Raw genomic sequence first — 17,710 nt, forward strand, 5'->3', positions numbered from 1 at the left:
TATTCACCGATTAAAAAACGGTATTTGCTCAGGTAATTTCGCTTTAAGGTAAGATCGTTGTTTATGTTCCGCATAACTTTTAGCTTTATTAGTTAAAGCTAATTCTGTTACCGAATTATCTGACCTTTACAGCAATGACGACCTGTTTTTTATTTTTAGACGGCCTAAAAGAAAAAGGTAAATTCTATAAATTCCGATTCAGACAAAATCAATCGTCATCCTGTTCTTTTTTCTGCTCTAAAATTACAAAAGCGCTGCGTTTTGGTGCAGGCATTACGGCCGTTTCACCTTTAACAAATTTCCATATCACTTCATTAAGGTCAATGTCAGGCGCGGCGTCTTCTTTGGCAAAATTGAACAGTTCAGATCGTTTACTGCTTTCATTCACCGCCATGTTGCGTTGCTCAAGGTCAACCTGGGCCTGTTTAGCTATGTAAGGTGTAAGATCGGGTTTGCTGGTAAAGCAATCATACAATGGCATGGCGGCAGCGTCATACTGGCTCATCGGCGGGAGGCCTAATATCAGTTCGATGGTACGCAATACGCCCGATGTGGAATACATGCCATGGATAACCGCGTTACGCTTTACATAAGGCCCGGCAACAAATACCGGCGAACGGTGCGCATCAATATGGTCGGGACCATTCTGGGCATCATCTTCTAAAATAAACACTACCGATTCTTTCCAGATAGGGCTTTTTGAAAGGTGCTCGATGAACTGGCCTATAGCCAAATCGTTATCGCCGACGGCGGCTGTAGGCGATATAGCGCCCTTCCTTTGTCCGCTGGTATGGTCATTGGAGATGCGTACACTGTTAAAACGTGGTACAGCATTTATGGTTAACAGGGAATCGAAATCATGTGCCCAGATAGCTACCCGTTTCACATCCTTCACGTTGAGGTCAAAGCCGGGAGCTTGTTTGCAATAGTGCCCTTCTAATGATTTTAAGTTCGCTTTTCCGGGATTGCCGTCACTCACAAACTCACCATAGGTGCGATAGCTTATACCGGCACGTTTACAATAATCCCATATAAAGCCATCGCGCGGGTAGGCTGCCTTGCGGGTTCCTTCAAAATCATAATTACCACCACGACTGCCATAGCTGGTTGGCCAGGTTTTCTCCACAAAATCGGTAGCGTAGGCTGCCATGCTCCAGTTATGGCCATCGGCGCTCACTTCGGCATCTACATAAAAGTTATCTAATAAAACAAACTCATTGGCTATGGCATGGTGGTTTGGCGTAGTTTTTTTACCGAAGATACATAATGAAGTATCGCCGTTACCCTGCGGCATATCGCCTAAAACCTGGTCGTAAGTGCGGTTTTCTTTGATGATATAGAACACATATTTAATAGGCGATTTTTCGCCCATACGCCTTGGGATAGGGTTACCCTGTTCGCCGTGGGCTGTTTTAGCAATTTTATTACTGAAGGGCGTGTTGGCATAAACCTGTTTGGTATAGGCCTTAAGCTGCTCTGCGCCGGGAGTGTTTATGAATGATAACGCACCTTTAAACAGCCCGCCAATATATTGCTCACGGCTGTTTGTTGCTCCCTGCTTGTAATCGCTATTGTCGGTTTTAAGGATGGGTTGAGGGCCTTTAGGGTTGGGCATTGATGTAAAACCCTTGCCATTGGCAACCAGTATTTTTTTGCCCAGCACTTTTACATTGGTAGGGTACCAGCCTACCGGGATAAAGCCCATGCTACGGCTGCTGCCGGGTTTAGTAACATCAAATACTGCCAGGCAATTATTATCGGCATTGGCAATGTACAGCGTTTTTTGATCGGTTGATAAAGCCAGTCCGTTGGTTGTGGAACCGGTTAGGCGGGTAGGGTATAAGGCTGCTGCTATAGTTTCTATTATTTTATGACTGGCGGTATTTACTACCGAAACCGAATTGTCATTAGCATTGGCCACATACAGGTAATTGCCCTTTTTGTTCAAAAGCAGCTCGTTAGGGTGGCTTTCGGTTTTTATAGTGCTAAGGGTTTGGGTGGCAATGTTGTAAAAGCCCAGTTCATCGCCGCCCCATAAAGAAATGTAAAGCGTTTTTTCGTCGGGAGATAACAGGCAGCTATAGGCTTCAGCCGGGAGTTTTACCTGTTTTACAATTTTCTTTGCTGCCGGGTCTACAATGTATAAAGTGCTGTCCTCTTTTGTAACGGTATACAGGCGGGTATCACTTTTATTAATAGCCATCCCGGTTGGGCATACCTTATTGTTAGGCCATGACTGGGCCGCCAGCTTAATGGTATCCGGAGTGCCAAGCTTATTATTGTTTATATTGAAAACGTAGATCCAGTTATCATTACCGCCTGATGCATACAGTTTCTTTTCATCGTGACTAAAAGTAAGACCGTACCATGATTTGCGTACCACCTTTTCGTCCAATAGCTTTTCGTTCTTTGGATCAATAAGTTGAACCGACTGGGTGCTTTGGCCGTTATTGGTAACTGCAAGCAGCTTGCCCGATGTGGATAGCTGGATGTTTAAAGGCAGATCGCCAAGGGGTAATGAGGTGCCTGCCGGGCTAAGTTTCCAGCCGTTGGGTAATAATACCTGCCCGGTTTGGGCTATTTTACCCGGCGTTTGGGCGTAGGTATTTAATGAGGTTGCTAATATTGCTAAGCAAATGAGTAGCTTTTGTTTCATGATAGTAATGATTGTAGTCAAAATTACATAATCATTTACTGTTGATGGAGTTGTTAACAAAAACTTAATATAAAAAAGGCCCGCTGGTAGGGCGGGCCGTTATATTGTAATAGCTTTTTTACTTCAATAGGTTTCTCCAGCTCACCTGGTCGCCAATGATCTTATCCAGATCGGCAGATGCTACACGCTCTTGGGCCATGGTATCGCGGTAACGGATGGTTACGGTATCGTCTTCCAAAGTCTGGTGATCAACTGTGATGCAGAAAGGTGTACCAATGGCATCCTGGCGACGGTAGCGTTTACCAATGGCGTCTTTCTCTTCGTATTGTATGTTGAAATCAATCTTCAGCCTATCCATAATTTCGCGGGCTTTCTCTGGCAAACCATCTTTTTTGGTTAGTGGGAAAATAGCAGCTTTAACCGGGGCCAGGCAAGGGTGCAGGCGCAGTACGGTACGGCTATCCTGTTTCTCTTCGGTGCTCAGGTCTTCCTCCTCAAATGCGCTGATCATGGTTAACAGGAACATCCTGTCTAAACCTATAGAGGTTTCAATTACATAAGGGATATAGTTACCATAAGGTTTGCCCGTTTCAGGATCAACCTCGGGGTCAAAATATTGCAGTTTTTTACCCGAGAATTTCTGGTGCTGACTCAGATCGAAATCTGTACGGCTGTGTATTCCTTCTACTTCTTTAAAGCCAAACGGAAAATTAAACTCAATATCAAAGGCCGCATCGGCATAGTGGGCTAGTTTTACGTGTTCGTGGTAGCGGTATTTGGCAGCATCGGTACCCAGGGCAAGGTGCCATTTTAAACGGGCTTCTTTCCATTGGTTAAACCACTCTTTTTGCGTGCCAGGGCGTACAAAGTATTGCATCTCCATTTGTTCAAACTCGCGCATGCGGATGATGAACTGGCGGGCAATAACCTCGTTACGGAAAGCCTTACCTATTTGCGCAATACCGAAAGGGATTTTCATCCTGCCCGATTTTTGCACATTGAGGTAGTTTACAAAGATACCCTGAGCAGTCTCCGGGCGAAGGTAAACCACGTCCGCATCATCAGCTACAGCGCCCATTTGGGTGCTAAACATCAGGTTAAACTGGCGTACATCTGTCCAGTTGCGGGTACCGCTTACCGGGCAGGCAATGTCATGCTCAATAATCAGTTCCTTTAAACGGGGCAGATCCTCATTTTTAAGAGCCTCATCCATATCGTGCTGTAAAGCTTCGGCTTTATCAGTCTTGCCATCTTTATCGTAACGGTCAATCTTATCCTCCAAAAGCTGATCGGCACGGTAACGTTTTTTTGAATCCTTGTTATCGATCATCGGGTCGCTAAAGCCATCAACGTGGCCGCTGGCTTTCCAAATTTTGGGGTGCATAAATATGGCACTATCAATACCAACAATGTTATCATGCATCTGCACCATGGCTTTCCACCAGTAGGTTTTAATGTTGTTCTTTAATTCGGCACCATTCTGGCCGTAATCATAAACAGCGCTTAAACCATCATAGATCTCGCTGGAAGGGAAAACAAAGCCATATTCTTTGGCGTGCGATATAACATTTTTAAAAAGTTCGTCGGTTGATTTGCTCATAATAGCTGCAAAGATACAATTTAGGCGGAAAGGTAAAAGGTAAAAGGCGAAACGGTGTTTTGGGGCAAAATACATCTTCCTGTAGAAACGCATAATTGCGTCTCCGGCATGCAAATCATCCTTGCAAATTATGAATGTCCTGCGGGAGACGCAATTATGCGTCTCTACAAAAAGAACTCAGCTGCGGTTATCGACCCAAAGTGTCCGTCCGTCCGTTTCCAGTTGACCATGTTTTGCGGACGCTTTGCGGACACCGCTATACCGGGCTACCGTCTCTGTATGCTGGCGAAGACTCACCCCGACCAGGCTTCGCCGGTCGACCCTCACTTCGGCTGCGCCGGAAAGAGGGTTAAAAAAGCTAATTTAAAATTTTTAGCCCCCTCTTTCCAACGCAGTTGAAGAGAGGGACGTCGGGCGTAGCCTCGACAGGGTGAGTCGTAGCCTTGGTTAGTTTACGTTGTTTGCCTTCAACTGAGCGGCGATTATCGGCCCAAAGTGTCCGTCCGTCCGCTACCCGGTGACCATGTTTTGCGGACGCTTTGCGGACACCCCTATCTATATAAGATTCGACAATTCCCTTCGTTTGAATTGATTTTATTCTTTATTTTAAAGAATTTTCTGTATATTTGAAAGGGTGTTGTATATTTTATACAAATCCAGGTGTCCGCAAGGTGTCCGATTACATGGGGTTCCCGGGACGGACGGACAGGCAGACAAACAGATGGAAAGGAACTCAACCCTGTCCGCAAGGTGTCCGAAACTGTCTCACTCCCCTTTGCGGACGGACACCCAAACAAACCAACATATTCTACAGGCAGGGTGCATCCGTACACAGTCAAGGTCACACATATATATACTAATATATATATAGGCTATTGGATAAGTATTTTTAAAAAACGCGGTTTTTAAAAATTACATCAGCAAAAAAAATAGAGAGAATATAAAAGAGCTAGGCATTACTTGTAATAGCTTCTATCCAATCCAAACTCCAAAAAAATGTTTGTCATCCTGAACGATAGTGAAGGATCTTCTTCAATAGAAAAGTGGGCGGTAAGCAGGGTGAAGAAGATCCTCTGTTCCTCAGCAACTTTCTAAAAGTAAATAGATCGTCATTGCTAGGTAAGAAGCAATCTATAGGCTGTACAGAGGGACTCATAAGGTCGATCTGCCTATGTGGAGATTGCTTCGTACCTCGCAATGACGCCAAAATAGGTGCTTCATTAGAAGCATAAAAACATTAGTGAATCAAATTTAGACTGCCTCTTAGGATTGACAAAACGCTAAGGTCATTACTACTTCATAGGCTGCGGATTCATAACTGGCAATTGTTGGAATTAAAGGGTGTCCGTCCGTCCGCAGGTGTCCAACACTTCCGAACGGACGGACACCTGCGTGTTTTGATTTGCCTTTCCAAAATGATCAAATTCCCAATTCCGAAATCCCAATTCCGAAATCCCACAAAGGGTGTCCGTCCGTCCGCAGGTATCCAACACTTCCGGGCGGACGGACACCTGCATGATCAATCTCCAATCCATTAAAAGAGTTAAAACTAATTGATAAAAACACACTTTTATTAGTAGCTTTAAATAACATTAAGCCTATGGAAACCATTGTAAAGATTATCTCAACCCGGTACGTAACCCATAATGTTAAACAATTCCGGCTGGAAAAGCCCGCTGGTTTTACCTTTACACCTGGGCAGGCAACAGAACTATCTATAAATCAGGATGGTTGGAAAGATAAAAAGAACCCCTTCACCTTTACCTGCCTTACCGATGACCCATACCTCGAGTTCACCATAAAAATATACCCCGATAGCGACGAAGGCGTTACCAACCAGTTGAGCAAATTAGCCGTTGGTGATGAATTGATCCTGCGTGATGCCTGGGGTGCTATAGAATACAAGGGCCCTGGTTACTTTATTGCCGGTGGTGCGGGAATAACCCCCTTTATAGCCATTTTAAGGCATTTAAATAAAGAGGGGAAGCTTGCAGGCAACAAGTTATTTTTCAGTAACAAAACAGATGAGGATATTATTTTGGCCGATGAACTCAAAAGCATGCTTGGCCCCGATGCGCTGTTTTTAATAAGCGCCCAAAAAGATAGCATTCACGATACCCGCCGCATCAACGAAGTGTTTTTAAAAGCAGAAGTAAGCGATTTTACCAAACACTTCTACATCTGCGGCCCCGACCCAATGGTGGAAGCCATTAACGTTATTTTAACCGGCCTGGGTGCAAGTGCAGATTCGGTTGTGTTTGAGCGGTAGGGGCGGCAATAACATCGCCACAAATAATATCGGTTTGTTGTGAAAATAACCTACTTTTGGCGCACTTTATCACATGGTTAGGTTATTTATGCGGTCGTTTGTTTCTGCTTGGTTTTCAGCTGTATTACTGGTTGTTTTATTGATATTTAATACACAATACATATATGCCCAGGCGCCGTCAATAAAGTATACAACTCCGCATGTTTATGTAATTAACAAGCCCATAACGCCTTTGGCACCTGCAAATACAGGCGGCGCAGTTCCTGCAGTAGCTTATGGGCTGGTAAGTACCCTGGCCGAAAGGGGGGGATCTGGTTCCAATAACGGCTCCATATCAATAACTCCTCTTAACGTCACCAAGGATGTGGCTGTCGATGCACTTGGCAATATTTATTTAGTAGGAGATAGTAGAATTTGGAAAATTACCCCGGCAGGTAAATTAGTACCTGTTGCTGGCGTTGACGGCGCTGGTTTTGTGGATGGAGTAGGCACGGATGTTGGATTTAATAATCCATGGAGAATAGCTGTTGACGTTTCGAACAATGTTTATGTTTGTGATAATTATAATAATGCGATAAGAAAAATTACCCCGGAGGGATCCGTAACTACGGTCGCCGGGCACCGTATTCCTGGCTTTTTGGACGGCAGAGGTGTGGCTGCTGCTTTTTATACCCCGTGTGGAATTACTGTTGATGCCAATGGAATTGTTTATGTGGTAGATCAGTATAATTTTAGTATTCGTAAAATTGATCAGTCGGGGCTTGTCACAACGTTGGCCGGTACGGGATTTTTCGGGCCAAAAGATGGCCAAGGGAAGGCTGCATCATTTAGTGAGATGTATGATATTGCCGTAGATGCAGCCGGCAACTTATATGTTGCTGATGGTGGCAATTGTAAAATAAGAAAGATTACCCCAGCCGGTTTGGTTACTACTTTTGCTGGCAAAGGTTCGCCGGGATTTGCTGATGGGGTGGGCAAAGCTGCTGTATTTGAGTTTCCAACCGGTATAGTTATTGATAAAATTGGTAATCTATACGTTGCTGATGGTTACTTCAATCAGCGTATCAGAAAAATAACGCCGTCGGGAGTGGTTACTACTTTAGCCGGGAATGGTAACCCGGGGTTCAATAACGGTATTGGTACCGAAGCAACTTTTTCAGATCCTATAGGTATAGGTATTGACAATGCCGGATATGTATATGTTGCTGATTATGGAAATCATGCATTTAGAAAGATAAGCATATGGGGATATGCAATTGATAAAGCCTTGCCGGCCGGTCTTAGTTTCGACGGCAGAACTGGAGTCGTTTCCGGCAGTCCCACCCAACTTTCGCCAGCAACAGACTACATTGTAACAGCCTATAATGGTGATGGTAGCAGTAGTACTGTTGTAAATATTGAGGTAGCACTGAGCATTGTGCAAAAGCCATCGGTAATAACCTTCCCCCCTCCGGTAAAAATTAAAATTGATGCTGATAATATTTTACATCCCGAGGCTACCAGTACCAATAATGAAACCCCAATAACTTATACCAGCAGTAATCCGGCGGTTGCTTATTTAGGGGCAGACGGACAGATCCATGTAATTGCACCGGGAATTACAATTATTACAGCAAACCAGCAAGGTAACGAGAATTATAGTGATGCCGCCCCGGTATCGGTGCCCTATACTATAACTCAGGATCAGGTTATCGTGTTTCCGGCTATAGCCATTAAAAAGATATGTGATGCTGATTTTTTTGCAGGTGCTGTAAGCTCAAATTCAACTATTCCACTTACCTATATTAGTAGTAATCCTGCCGTTGCTACCGTTTCACAAGTAGGGGATATTCATATTGCGGGCCCTGGTAGTGCTACTATCACTGTTTCGCAAGGTGGGAGTAATTTATATAATGAAGCTTTACCGGTTTCGCAAACGTTAACGGTAAACCCTCTGATAACGCCATCAGTAAAAATCAGTCCCGATTTTTATGCTAGTTGCGATGGGCTATTGCTAGCCTATACCGCAACGCCCACAAACGGCGGCAATAACCCAACTTATCAATGGAGGCTGAACGGTAATAACAGCGGCGATAACAGTGCGGTTTACACCAGTACCACCTTAAAAACCGGCGATGTGATTACCTGTATAGTTACCAATAATGATCAATGTACGCCGGTTTCATCGCCGGTATCAAACCCGGGTTCGCTCAGTGCCGATCCTAATGTTACTACGGAGTTGGTTATCTCATCATCAGCAACAACGGTTGATATAGGTACACCTATCACCTTCAAGGCAACGGCGTCTGCCAATGTTCCGATTGTACCGGCATATACCTGGATGGTGAATGGGCAAATAGCAGGCACCAACAGTGCCACTTTTACTTCTAACACCTTATCAGATGGCGATGTGGTTACCTGTGGTATTCTTATTGAAGGCAAATGTATTGTTAACCCATCGGTTACATCCAATAGCATAACCGTTTCTGTATTAATACCCGTAAAAATAATTGTACCTAATGCCTTTACTCCAAACGGCGATGGAAGTAACGATACCTGGAATATTGCAGCATTACTATCTTATCCTAATTGCACGGTAAGTATCTACAACCGTTATGGCGCGGCTGTTTATCAATCTAAAGGGTACCAATACCCCTGGGATGGACGAATGAACGGTAAGCAACTACCAGCCGGCACCTATTATTACATTATAGACACCCAAAAGGATAACCAAAAACTGTCGGGACCGGTAACTATATTGAGGTAGTTGTTAATTGCCACTGTCCCACGGTAACGGACACCTGCGGACGGACGGACACCCCCAATCTAAAATAAATCCGAAATCGAAATTCCGAAATCCGAAATACTCTTCTAATTTTACGGCATGAGTATCCGGGTAGAAGCATTGACAAAAGTTTACGGCGATCAAAAAGCGGTTGATGGTATTAGTTTTACTGCCGGGCCCGGCGTGCTGGGTTTCCTGGGGCCAAATGGCGCGGGTAAATCAACCACCATGAAGATACTTACCTGCTTTATACCACAAACATCGGGTACGGCATCTGTATGCGGGTTTGATGTAGTGAGCCAGTCGCTTGATGTACGCAGGCACATTGGCTACCTGCCAGAAAGTAACCCGCTTTACCTGGATATGTATGTAAAAGAGTCGATGGCGTTTATAGCAGGCATCCATAAAATGCATGAGCCCGAAAAACGCATAGCCGAAGTTATTGAGCAAACCGGCCTGGGGCCCGAGCAGCATAAAAAAATAGGGCAGCTATCTAAAGGCTACCGCCAGCGTGTGGGGCTTGCGCAGGCAATTCTGCACAATCCCGATGTGCTGATACTGGACGAACCCACATCCGGCCTCGATCCTAATCAGCTTATCGGCATCCGCCAGTTAATTACAGATCTTGGCAAAACCAAAACCATTATCCTATCTACCCATATCATGCAGGAAGTTGAAGTTGTATGCGATAAAGTGATCATTATTAACAAAGGAAAAATAGTAGCCGATGATACCCTCAAAGGCTTGCTGGGTAAAAATAATAAAAGTACGCTTGAAGGTATTTTTATTAGTCTTACCAATTGATAAATGAATTTAATCAGCTAAGTTTGCGCCACTTAACCTTATTATAATCATATGAAAAAAAACTTACTTGCATTAGTTGTTTTATTATGCGCTGTAGTTAGCGCCAACGCCCAATCCTTTGGAGGCGATGCAGACCGTACACCCAGATTAAGCGCTGGTTTTGGAGCCGGTGGCACAATAGGATCACACTCCGGCGATTATCCCGCAGCGGGCAGTGTAGATGTAAAGCTTGAATTTCCTATAGCATCAAGCCCGGTAAGTATCACCGCTTCAGCAGCTTATACTTTTTTTGTATCGAAAGACGGTTACTATTTTGGCTACAATAGCAATGAAGGTAATTATAGCAGCGGTTCGCTGGCATCATTTGCTCCCGTTATGCTGGGTGCCCGTGTATATGCCGGTAAACTGTTTTTTGAAGGTGCAGCCGGCGCTTCCTTTAACCTTAACTCCAACCACAGCGATTATACCAGCAAAACTGTTGCATTGGTTCTTTCGCCAAGCATAGGTTATGGTTTTAGGTTTGGCTCGTCTCAAAAGTTTGGCCTGGATCTTAGTCTTGCCTATGAAACCCGTTTGGAAAGCAACAAAAGTATTATTTTATATAACGATGGCATGGGTAACTCCTACACTGCGGGTGGTTATGGTAATTACAACCAGATTGCTTGCCATGTGGCTTTTAGCCTTGGTTTGTAACCAAATTAAAAAAGTATTGATGAACCCTGGTATTACATACCGGGGTTTTTTATTAAATATTTACAAGGTACATATTATTTTACATGGTTTGTTGCATTTGTAAACTTGCTAACGTAAAGATTTTAAATGCCTTAACCATGAATAACCTTATCACTTATATGAAGAAATTATTGCTTGCAATGGCAATTTTAATTGGCTTTGCAGTTGATGCCCATGCGCAAACAAACTACAACACACAGCCACGCGTTAGCGCTGGTTTTATATATGGAGGAGCATTAGGCGCTGCCGCCAACAATTATACCTACGCCAGCGGATTTTTAGTAAAGTATGAATTGCCTGTTAAATCTATACCCCTGAGCCTTACGCTTACATCAGGGTACAGCTTTTTTATTTCCCAAACCAGGTTCTACTCTTACATTAATCCTGGCAATGGTGGTGGTACGCATGTTAGTTATTCGGCCGCTGCCTTTGTTCCGTTAGAAATAGGCGCAAGGGTTTATATAGCCAACAAACTATACTTTGAGGGTAACATTGGGGCATCACTAAATGTAAACTCGCCCCATGAGTATTATACCGATAAAACGCTTGCATTATTGGTTTCGCCCAACCTGGGTTATTCTTTTCGCTTTGGCTCATCGGGTAAAGCAGGCTTAGATTTAAGTTTAGGCTACGAAAATCGTTTCGAGAGCGCGAGCTTAAATTATTACCAGGGCAATTATGGCAGGCTTGCATTAAGCGCTGCATTTAGTTTGGGGTTGTAATTTCATTAAACCTAAATACCAGGGCTCCGGGCATTTGCCGGGGCTTTTTTATTGCGATGATTTTTGAGGGCGATAAAAACGGGTTAGGTTGATACCAGCACCTTCCTGATGATATTTTAGTAAAACTACAGGCATCAAAGGCCACTTTGAGAAAGAGAAAATCGGCCCACTAAATAATTTATGAAAATAATTAATATCCTGTAATACAGATCATTGTAATCAGATGTAATTATCACTACATTTATCTACTATTACAATCTGCTATTTCATTTTATAGCTAATAATCCCGGTTTTGATGATAAGTTTAAAGCCTGGAAAATGTTGCCAGGCCTTTAAATAACCTAAAAATAAAATATCATGAAAACATTATTAATTGTATTAGCAAGCATTAATGGTTTGATGTCATTATGCAGCTGCAGTAAACAAATCCATTCCCATAAACAGGTTATGGTAAGCTACCACACCAAAGATGATGTTATGAAACAATTTGGCGTTCCCGACGAAAAACGAGAAGCAAACCACCTTACCGAATGGCTTTACAATTGTGATACTTCATCCAACCTTTATCATTCAAAAACAAAAGTGGGAATCGATGGAACATATAATACCGTTTACGGCAGTTTAAATCATAATACGGTAACTACTGATAAATTTACACCCTTTAACAAGTACGTAAAATTCACCTTTGATGAGCAGGGTAAGGTTGTAAATTGGGATTCAGATCATGTAAATTTTGAGGAGCGAAAAAAGAAACCCGGCGCTACAATAGCATTGGTAGTGGGTTGTGTAGCAGCGGCAACTCTTTTTGTTGTTAGTTTGGTTGCTGTAAATGATTTTAGTAATTGGGGATATTGAGTTTTATTTAAAAAAAATTAAGTAAATATCCTTGCATGAGGTCCCGGTATTATTTGGCGGGACTTTTTTGTTATGGCGATTTTTAAGTTTTATAATTCAAAAGTACACCTTTGCTTTAGTGTATTATTGTTGTAATTTCGGCGTTTCAGCATAAATATACGGCAGTGCTTAGCATCTTAAAAAAAGAAATAATATCATACCTCAGTTCGCTGGTAGCCTATGTTACCATTGGCGTATTTTTATTGGTGTTGGGCTTATTCCTGTGGGTGTTTCCAGATTCCAGCATCCTGGATTATGGCTATGCCGGGCTCGAAAGCCTTTTCAGTACCGCTCCATACCTGTTCATGTTCCTGATCCCGGCTATCACTATGAGGTCCTTAGCTGAGGAACGTAAGGAGGGTACTTTCGAATTACTTTTTACACGCCCCTTAAAAGATTGGGAAATAGTGCTGGGCAAATATTTTGCCTGCCTGCTTATTGTACTTTTTGCACTGCTGCCTACATTGGTTTATTATTTTTCGGTAAGTACGCTGGGTACGCCGCAGGGCAATATTGATAGTGGAGCAGTTATAGGATCATACATCGGCTTGTTTTTATTAGGCGCGGCATTTGCTGCTATTGGTCTGTTTGCCTCCTCTATCACCAAAAATCAAATCATAGCTTTTACTGTAGCTGTTTTCCTGTGTTTCTTCTTCTATAGCGGTTTTGATTCTTTAAGTCAACTATTATCCCTGCAGGAGCTGGGTTTGCAGAGTTTAGGTATAACACAACATTACCAGTCTGTAAGCCGCGGTGTACTTGATACCCGCGACCTGGTTTACTTTATCCTGTTAGCGGGGATATTTACCTGGCTTACCTTATTTGTACTGATAAAACAGCGGCAAAAAGAATTGCGCGGTACAATCATGATCGGCCTGTTAGCGGTATTTATCGCCCTGGGCGTACTATCGCAATATGCTTTTACCCGGATTGATTTTACTACCGAGAAGCGTTTTACCATATCATCCGTAAGCAGGCAGATCATGGATGGCCTGCCGAAGCCGGTACAGGTTACTGTTTACCTGCAGGGCAATGGTTTGCCTGGCGGGATGAAACGCCTGCAAAATGCCACAAAGGATATGCTTAGTGATTTAAGCGCCTATAGTCATCATCGCCTGCAATTTGAATTTGTCGACCTAATTGCATCTATCAAAAACTTATCTCCCGATCAGCAAAAACAAACCTATGAGGATTTGGGAGCAAAAGGTGTGGTGGGACAAAAGCTAAGTTTTAAAACCGACGACGGCGTATCTGAAAAATTGATATTCCCCGAAGCAGTTGTAAAAACGGGCGACAAGGAAGTAGTCGTAAATTTAATACAAACCCGGATAGGTTCATCAGAAGAAGAACAATTAAATAATTCTATTCAGAATTTAGAATACGCCTTTTCATCGGCTGTAAAAAAAGCGGTAAGCGGTGGCAAGCAACAAATTGGTTTTACCGAAGGGCATCATGAATTAACCGATCTGCAATTGAATGATGCTATGAAAGCTTTATCAGATGGGTTTGAGGTTGGCCGGCTAAACCTGGCAACTATTCCATTTAAAGCATTACAAAACATCAAACTACTGGTGATCCCTAAACCCGACAGGAGATTTACCGAACTGGAGAAATTTAAGCTCGACCAATATATTATGCGTGGTGGCCGTGTACTATGGACTATTGACCAGGTAAGTGCCGAGCTGGATAGCCTGCGCGGGCATGGCGGCGAGCAACTGGCCTTTGCAAAACAATTGAATCTTGATGACCAGCTTTTCAGGTACGGGGTACGTATCAATTATGACCTTATAGCAGATATGAACTGTTCGCCAATACCAGTAAGTACCGGTAATGTGGGCGGGCAGGCACAGATCCAGATGCTGCCCTGGTTGTTTAACCCCTTGTTTATGCCGGTTTCAAAGCATCCCATAGTAAAAAACCTGGATGCTATTCACAGTGAATTTGTAAGCACAATTGATCTGCTCGAAGCCAAAGACATTAAGAAAACAATCCTGTTAACATCATCTCCTTATAATAAAAAGATGAGTGCGCCCCATGTGCTATCCTTACAGGCGCTGGAGCAGGAACCAAATCCTAAGGATTTTCAAAGTACACCAAAAACTGTTGGCGTGCTTTTGGAAGGCAAATTTATATCCAACTGGCGCAATCGCCCATTACCTGATAGTTTAAATGAGCAGGTGAGTATACTGCCAGAAAGCAAGCCCACAAAGATGGTAGTGATAAGCGATGGCGATATTTTAAAGAACCAGGTAGGAGGGGATGGCTCGCCTTTTCCGTTGGGATATGACCGTTATACACAACAAACCTACGGCAATAGAAATTTGCTGCTCAATATTGCCGATTATATGACCGATGATTCTGGCCTTATTGCGCTGCGTACCAAAGAGATAAAGATTCGCCTGCTGAACAGGGCACGTATCCGTAACGAAAAATTGTACTGGCAACTGGTAAATACAGCAGGCCCACTTGCTTTAGTGTTAATATGTGCTATTTTTCAACATTATATCCGCAAGCGAAAGTATGCCCATTAAATTTTATATTTTTGATAGATTAATTAGACCCATATGAGATTTATTGTTTCTACCACAACCTTACTCAAACAACTGCAAGCGGTAAGCGGCGCGTTAAGTAACAGCACCGTATTGCCCATATTGGAAAACTTTTTGTTTGAGATAAAGGAAGGAAACTTAACCATTTCTGCTACCGATCTGCAAACCAGCATGACCACCTCCTTAACTGTTGAAGCAAAGGAGAATGGCCGCATAGCTATACCATCGCGTATTTTGTTAGAGACCCTAAAATCATTACCAGAGCAGCCTGTAGCTTTCTCTGTTGATGATACTACCTTCGCCATTGAAATAAATGCCGGCGACGGTAAATACAAGCTGAGCGGCGAGAATGGTGAAGATTTTCCGAAAATTCCTGTTGTTGAAAATGCATCATCAGTAAATTTACCTGCATCTGTTTTAGCCGAGGCTATTAATAAAACCATTTTCGCGGTAAGTAACGATGAGTTGCGCCCCGCCATGACAGGTGTTTTTTGCCAGTTAAGCCAGCAACATCTAACATTTGTAGCAACTGATGCGCATAAGCTGGTACGTTACCGTCGTAAGGATGCTAAGGCTGCAAGTGCAACATCATTCATATTACCTAAAAAGGCATTAACACTGCTTAAATCATCATTACCAAGTGATGATGTAAATGTATCTGTTGAGTATAATTCAACCAGTGCCTTCTTTAAGTTTGGTAACATCAACCTGGTTTGCCGTTTAATTGACGAGCGTTACCCTGATTATGAGGCTGTTATTCCACAAAATAATCCTAATAAATTAATAATAGACAGGCTTACTTTCCTGGGATCATTAAACCGTGTGGCTATTTATGCCAACAAAACAACCCACCAGGTAAGGCTTAAAATCAATGGCAGCGAGCTGAATATCTCATCAGAAGATATTGATTTTGCTAACGAGGCGCACGAGCGTTTAAGCTGCCAGTATGAGGGCGAAGACATGGAAATTGGCTTCAATGCACGTTTTTTAATAGAAATGTTGAAGAATTTAAGTTGCGAAGAAGTATCTTTGGAGATGTCAACACCTAATCGTGCGGGCTTATTGCTGCCACAGGGTGGTGATGAAAATGAAGATGTGCTGATGCTGGTTATGCCGGTTATGCTCAATAGTTATGCTTAAGTGTTAACTTAAATTATAAATCCAAAATCGAGTCCGGCTTTAAAAACCGGACTTTTTTGTTCGCCGGTGATAACAAAAATTACGGTAAACAGTTATATAGCTTATAATTAATATGGATACCAGGATAAAAGCTTTGTTTATGATTGTGGCTGTGGCATGTTGGGCATCCTGTAAAAAAAATAGCGATGCACCCACCGCAACAACCGCCACCCGGGTTAATCTGATAAACGCATCAACCAATAATATTAATTTTTATTTGAACGGCACCCGCATTAATAATACCACCACCTATTACCCCGGCGGAACATTGGGTTATGTTGCTGTTTTGGCCGGAGCGCAAAATTACTCGGTTAAGATTGGTGGTAGTTCGGTGCCGTCGTTTAGTAAATCGCTTAATTTTAGTAAAGATTCGGTTTACTCATTGTACGTATCGGGCACAACCGAAAATGATATATTTAAAACTGCCGATGTATTGGTTGCTGATACCAGTGGTTTGGCAAAAGTGCGGTTTGTAAATGCCTCACCCGATGCTGTCGCGCTTAATTTGAAATTTGAGGGTACATTAAACGAGGTGAAATTTACAGGCGTAAGTTATAAAACAACTACTCCTTACGTATTGGTTAAGGCAGGCATAGTTGATTTGGCTATTTATCAGTCATCGGTGCCGTTAACCCCGGTAGTACGGGATACGGTTACGCTTACAGCGGGGGGCATATATACCTATTATGGCTATGGCAGTATAAAAAATGCGGCAAGCTTTGGTACCGGCTTTATAACAAACAAATAAAAGTACATTAATGGTTAATCAAAATAAAAGCGGTTTATTGGTTTCATTATTTACGTTTGCCGTAGTAATTATGTTGCTTCCTTTTATAGCATCGTGCGGTAAATCAACTAATATATCGAACTCAAACACGCAGATACAGATCATCAATTTAAGCTCAGATGTGCAGCCATTAAATTTATATCAAAACTCTTTAAAACAGGGTAATGGAGTCACTTATACTTATCCCACTAATTCTGGTTACTTTTTTTTGTCAACCATTACCCCTCCATTACAATTCAGAACAGCTACCGCGGCGGCATTAAATATTCCTTTTCAAATTGATACCGTGTTAAGAGCCAATGCCAAATACACGCTTTTTTTGACAGGTTTCCTGAAAGATAGTACCATTAAAAATTCTTTACTATCATTAGATACTGCAACCCTGCCACCAATTGGCAGGGCTAAAGTGAGGTTTGTGCACACATCACCCACATCGCCAACGCTTGATTTGCGAGCTAATGACACACTGGCATTTAGCAATCGGTCGTTTAATACCATTTCGCCATATATCAGTATACCTACAGGTAATTATAATTTTACCATAAACGTGCATAGCACCCCATCAAAAGTAGAATATACGCTAAAAAATGTGACGCTTTTGGATGGTCGTGCTTATACTATTTACACCCAGGGTATTGTGGGGCGTACAGATTCTGTTGCCTTTGGCGCAGCGGTTTTAACTAATAATTTATTGATAAAAGCTACCCAATAGTGGCAATTCTTTTTATATTTCTATTTTTGGGCAAAATTTAAA

12 protein-coding genes are annotated in these 17,710 nt (G+C 42.7%); 10 read left to right on the plus strand and 2 right to left on the minus strand.

What is annotated here, in order from left to right:
• Nucleotides 1-208: 208 nt before the first annotated feature.
• Together Q0R88_RS14310 and Q0R88_RS14315 are read right to left on the minus strand one after the other, a co-directional pair.
• Nucleotides 209-2,656, minus strand: a complete 2,448-nt coding sequence (locus tag Q0R88_RS14310) for a bifunctional YncE family protein/alkaline phosphatase family protein (protein WP_295717195.1) — start codon at nucleotides 2,654-2,656, stop codon at nucleotides 209-211.
• Between the two features lie 118 nt (nucleotides 2,657-2,774).
• On the minus strand, nucleotides 2,775-4,256 hold the full coding sequence (locus Q0R88_RS14315) for a glycine--tRNA ligase (RefSeq protein ID WP_295717197.1): 1,482 nt from the start codon (nucleotides 4,254-4,256) through the stop codon (nucleotides 2,775-2,777).
• Nucleotides 4,257-5,856: 1,600 nt separating this feature from the next.
• On the opposite strand from Q0R88_RS14315, the gene Q0R88_RS14320 reads away from it, so the two are divergent.
• The 10 genes from Q0R88_RS14320 (at nucleotide 5,857) to Q0R88_RS14365 (ending at nucleotide 17,668) form a co-directional block, all read left to right on the plus strand.
• Nucleotides 5,857-6,525: an FAD-binding oxidoreductase gene (locus tag Q0R88_RS14320; RefSeq protein WP_295717199.1), complete on the plus strand. Its 669-nt coding sequence runs from the start codon at nucleotides 5,857-5,859 to the stop codon at nucleotides 6,523-6,525.
• 73 nt (nucleotides 6,526-6,598) lie between these two features.
• Nucleotides 6,599-9,271 (plus strand): gliding motility-associated C-terminal domain-containing protein, encoded by a 2,673-nt coding sequence (locus Q0R88_RS14325; RefSeq protein WP_295717202.1) that lies wholly within the window; start codon nucleotides 6,599-6,601, stop codon nucleotides 9,269-9,271.
• A 117-nt stretch (nucleotides 9,272-9,388) separates the two neighbouring features.
• The gene (locus Q0R88_RS14330; protein ID WP_295717204.1) at nucleotides 9,389-10,093 is read left to right on the plus strand and encodes an ATP-binding cassette domain-containing protein; all 705 of its coding nucleotides are present in this window, start codon (nucleotides 9,389-9,391) and stop codon (nucleotides 10,091-10,093) included.
• 51 nt (nucleotides 10,094-10,144) lie between these two features.
• A complete protein-coding gene (locus tag Q0R88_RS14335; protein ID WP_295717206.1) occupies nucleotides 10,145-10,786 on the plus strand; it encodes a hypothetical protein in 642 nt (213 codons plus the stop codon).
• Nucleotides 10,787-10,944: 158 nt separating this feature from the next.
• Nucleotides 10,945-11,547 carry a hypothetical protein gene (locus Q0R88_RS14340; protein WP_295717207.1) on the plus strand — a complete coding sequence of 201 codons (603 nt, stop codon included), beginning with the start codon at nucleotides 10,945-10,947 and terminating at the stop codon, nucleotides 11,545-11,547.
• Nucleotides 11,548-11,904: 357 nt separating this feature from the next.
• On the plus strand, nucleotides 11,905-12,402 hold the full coding sequence (locus Q0R88_RS14345) for a hypothetical protein (protein WP_295717208.1): 498 nt from the start codon (nucleotides 11,905-11,907) through the stop codon (nucleotides 12,400-12,402).
• Nucleotides 12,403-12,566: 164 nt separating this feature from the next.
• Nucleotides 12,567-14,972, plus strand: a complete 2,406-nt coding sequence (gldG, locus tag Q0R88_RS14350) for a gliding motility-associated ABC transporter substrate-binding protein GldG (RefSeq protein WP_295717210.1) — start codon at nucleotides 12,567-12,569, stop codon at nucleotides 14,970-14,972.
• 33 nt (nucleotides 14,973-15,005) lie between these two features.
• The gene (gene dnaN, locus Q0R88_RS14355; RefSeq protein ID WP_295717212.1) at nucleotides 15,006-16,130 is read left to right on the plus strand and encodes a DNA polymerase III subunit beta; all 1,125 of its coding nucleotides are present in this window, start codon (nucleotides 15,006-15,008) and stop codon (nucleotides 16,128-16,130) included.
• A 112-nt stretch (nucleotides 16,131-16,242) separates the two neighbouring features.
• A complete protein-coding gene (locus Q0R88_RS14360; protein WP_295717214.1) occupies nucleotides 16,243-16,917 on the plus strand; it encodes a DUF4397 domain-containing protein in 675 nt (224 codons plus the stop codon).
• 10 nt (nucleotides 16,918-16,927) lie between these two features.
• Nucleotides 16,928-17,668 carry a DUF4397 domain-containing protein gene (locus Q0R88_RS14365; protein WP_295717216.1) on the plus strand — a complete coding sequence of 247 codons (741 nt, stop codon included), beginning with the start codon at nucleotides 16,928-16,930 and terminating at the stop codon, nucleotides 17,666-17,668.
• Nucleotides 17,669-17,710 lie beyond the last annotated feature (42 nt).

The sequence above is a fragment of the Mucilaginibacter sp. genome, assembly GCF_025362475.1.
Taxonomy (GTDB): domain Bacteria; phylum Bacteroidota; class Bacteroidia; order Sphingobacteriales; family Sphingobacteriaceae; genus Mucilaginibacter.

What these genes read in the sequence shown, in the direction of transcription:
- Q0R88_RS14310 (WP_295717195.1), bottom strand. Translation starts at nt 2,656, where the DNA reads ATGAAACAAAAGCTACTCATTTGCTTAGCAATATTAGCAACCTCATTA.
- Q0R88_RS14315 (WP_295717197.1), bottom strand. Translation starts at nt 4,256, where the DNA reads ATGAGCAAATCAACCGACGAACTTTTTAAAAATGTTATATCGCACGCC.
- Q0R88_RS14320 (WP_295717199.1), top strand. Translation starts at nt 5,857, where the DNA reads ATGGAAACCATTGTAAAGATTATCTCAACCCGGTACGTAACCCATAAT.
- Q0R88_RS14325 (WP_295717202.1), top strand. Translation starts at nt 6,599, where the DNA reads ATGGTTAGGTTATTTATGCGGTCGTTTGTTTCTGCTTGGTTTTCAGCT.
- Q0R88_RS14330 (WP_295717204.1), top strand. Translation starts at nt 9,389, where the DNA reads ATGAGTATCCGGGTAGAAGCATTGACAAAAGTTTACGGCGATCAAAAA.
- Q0R88_RS14335 (WP_295717206.1), top strand. Translation starts at nt 10,145, where the DNA reads ATGAAAAAAAACTTACTTGCATTAGTTGTTTTATTATGCGCTGTAGTT.
- Q0R88_RS14340 (WP_295717207.1), top strand. Translation starts at nt 10,945, where the DNA reads ATGAAGAAATTATTGCTTGCAATGGCAATTTTAATTGGCTTTGCAGTT.
- Q0R88_RS14345 (WP_295717208.1), top strand. Translation starts at nt 11,905, where the DNA reads ATGAAAACATTATTAATTGTATTAGCAAGCATTAATGGTTTGATGTCA.
- dnaN (WP_295717212.1), top strand. Translation starts at nt 15,006, where the DNA reads ATGAGATTTATTGTTTCTACCACAACCTTACTCAAACAACTGCAAGCG.
- Q0R88_RS14360 (WP_295717214.1), top strand. Translation starts at nt 16,243, where the DNA reads ATGGATACCAGGATAAAAGCTTTGTTTATGATTGTGGCTGTGGCATGT.
- Q0R88_RS14365 (WP_295717216.1), top strand. Translation starts at nt 16,928, where the DNA reads ATGGTTAATCAAAATAAAAGCGGTTTATTGGTTTCATTATTTACGTTT.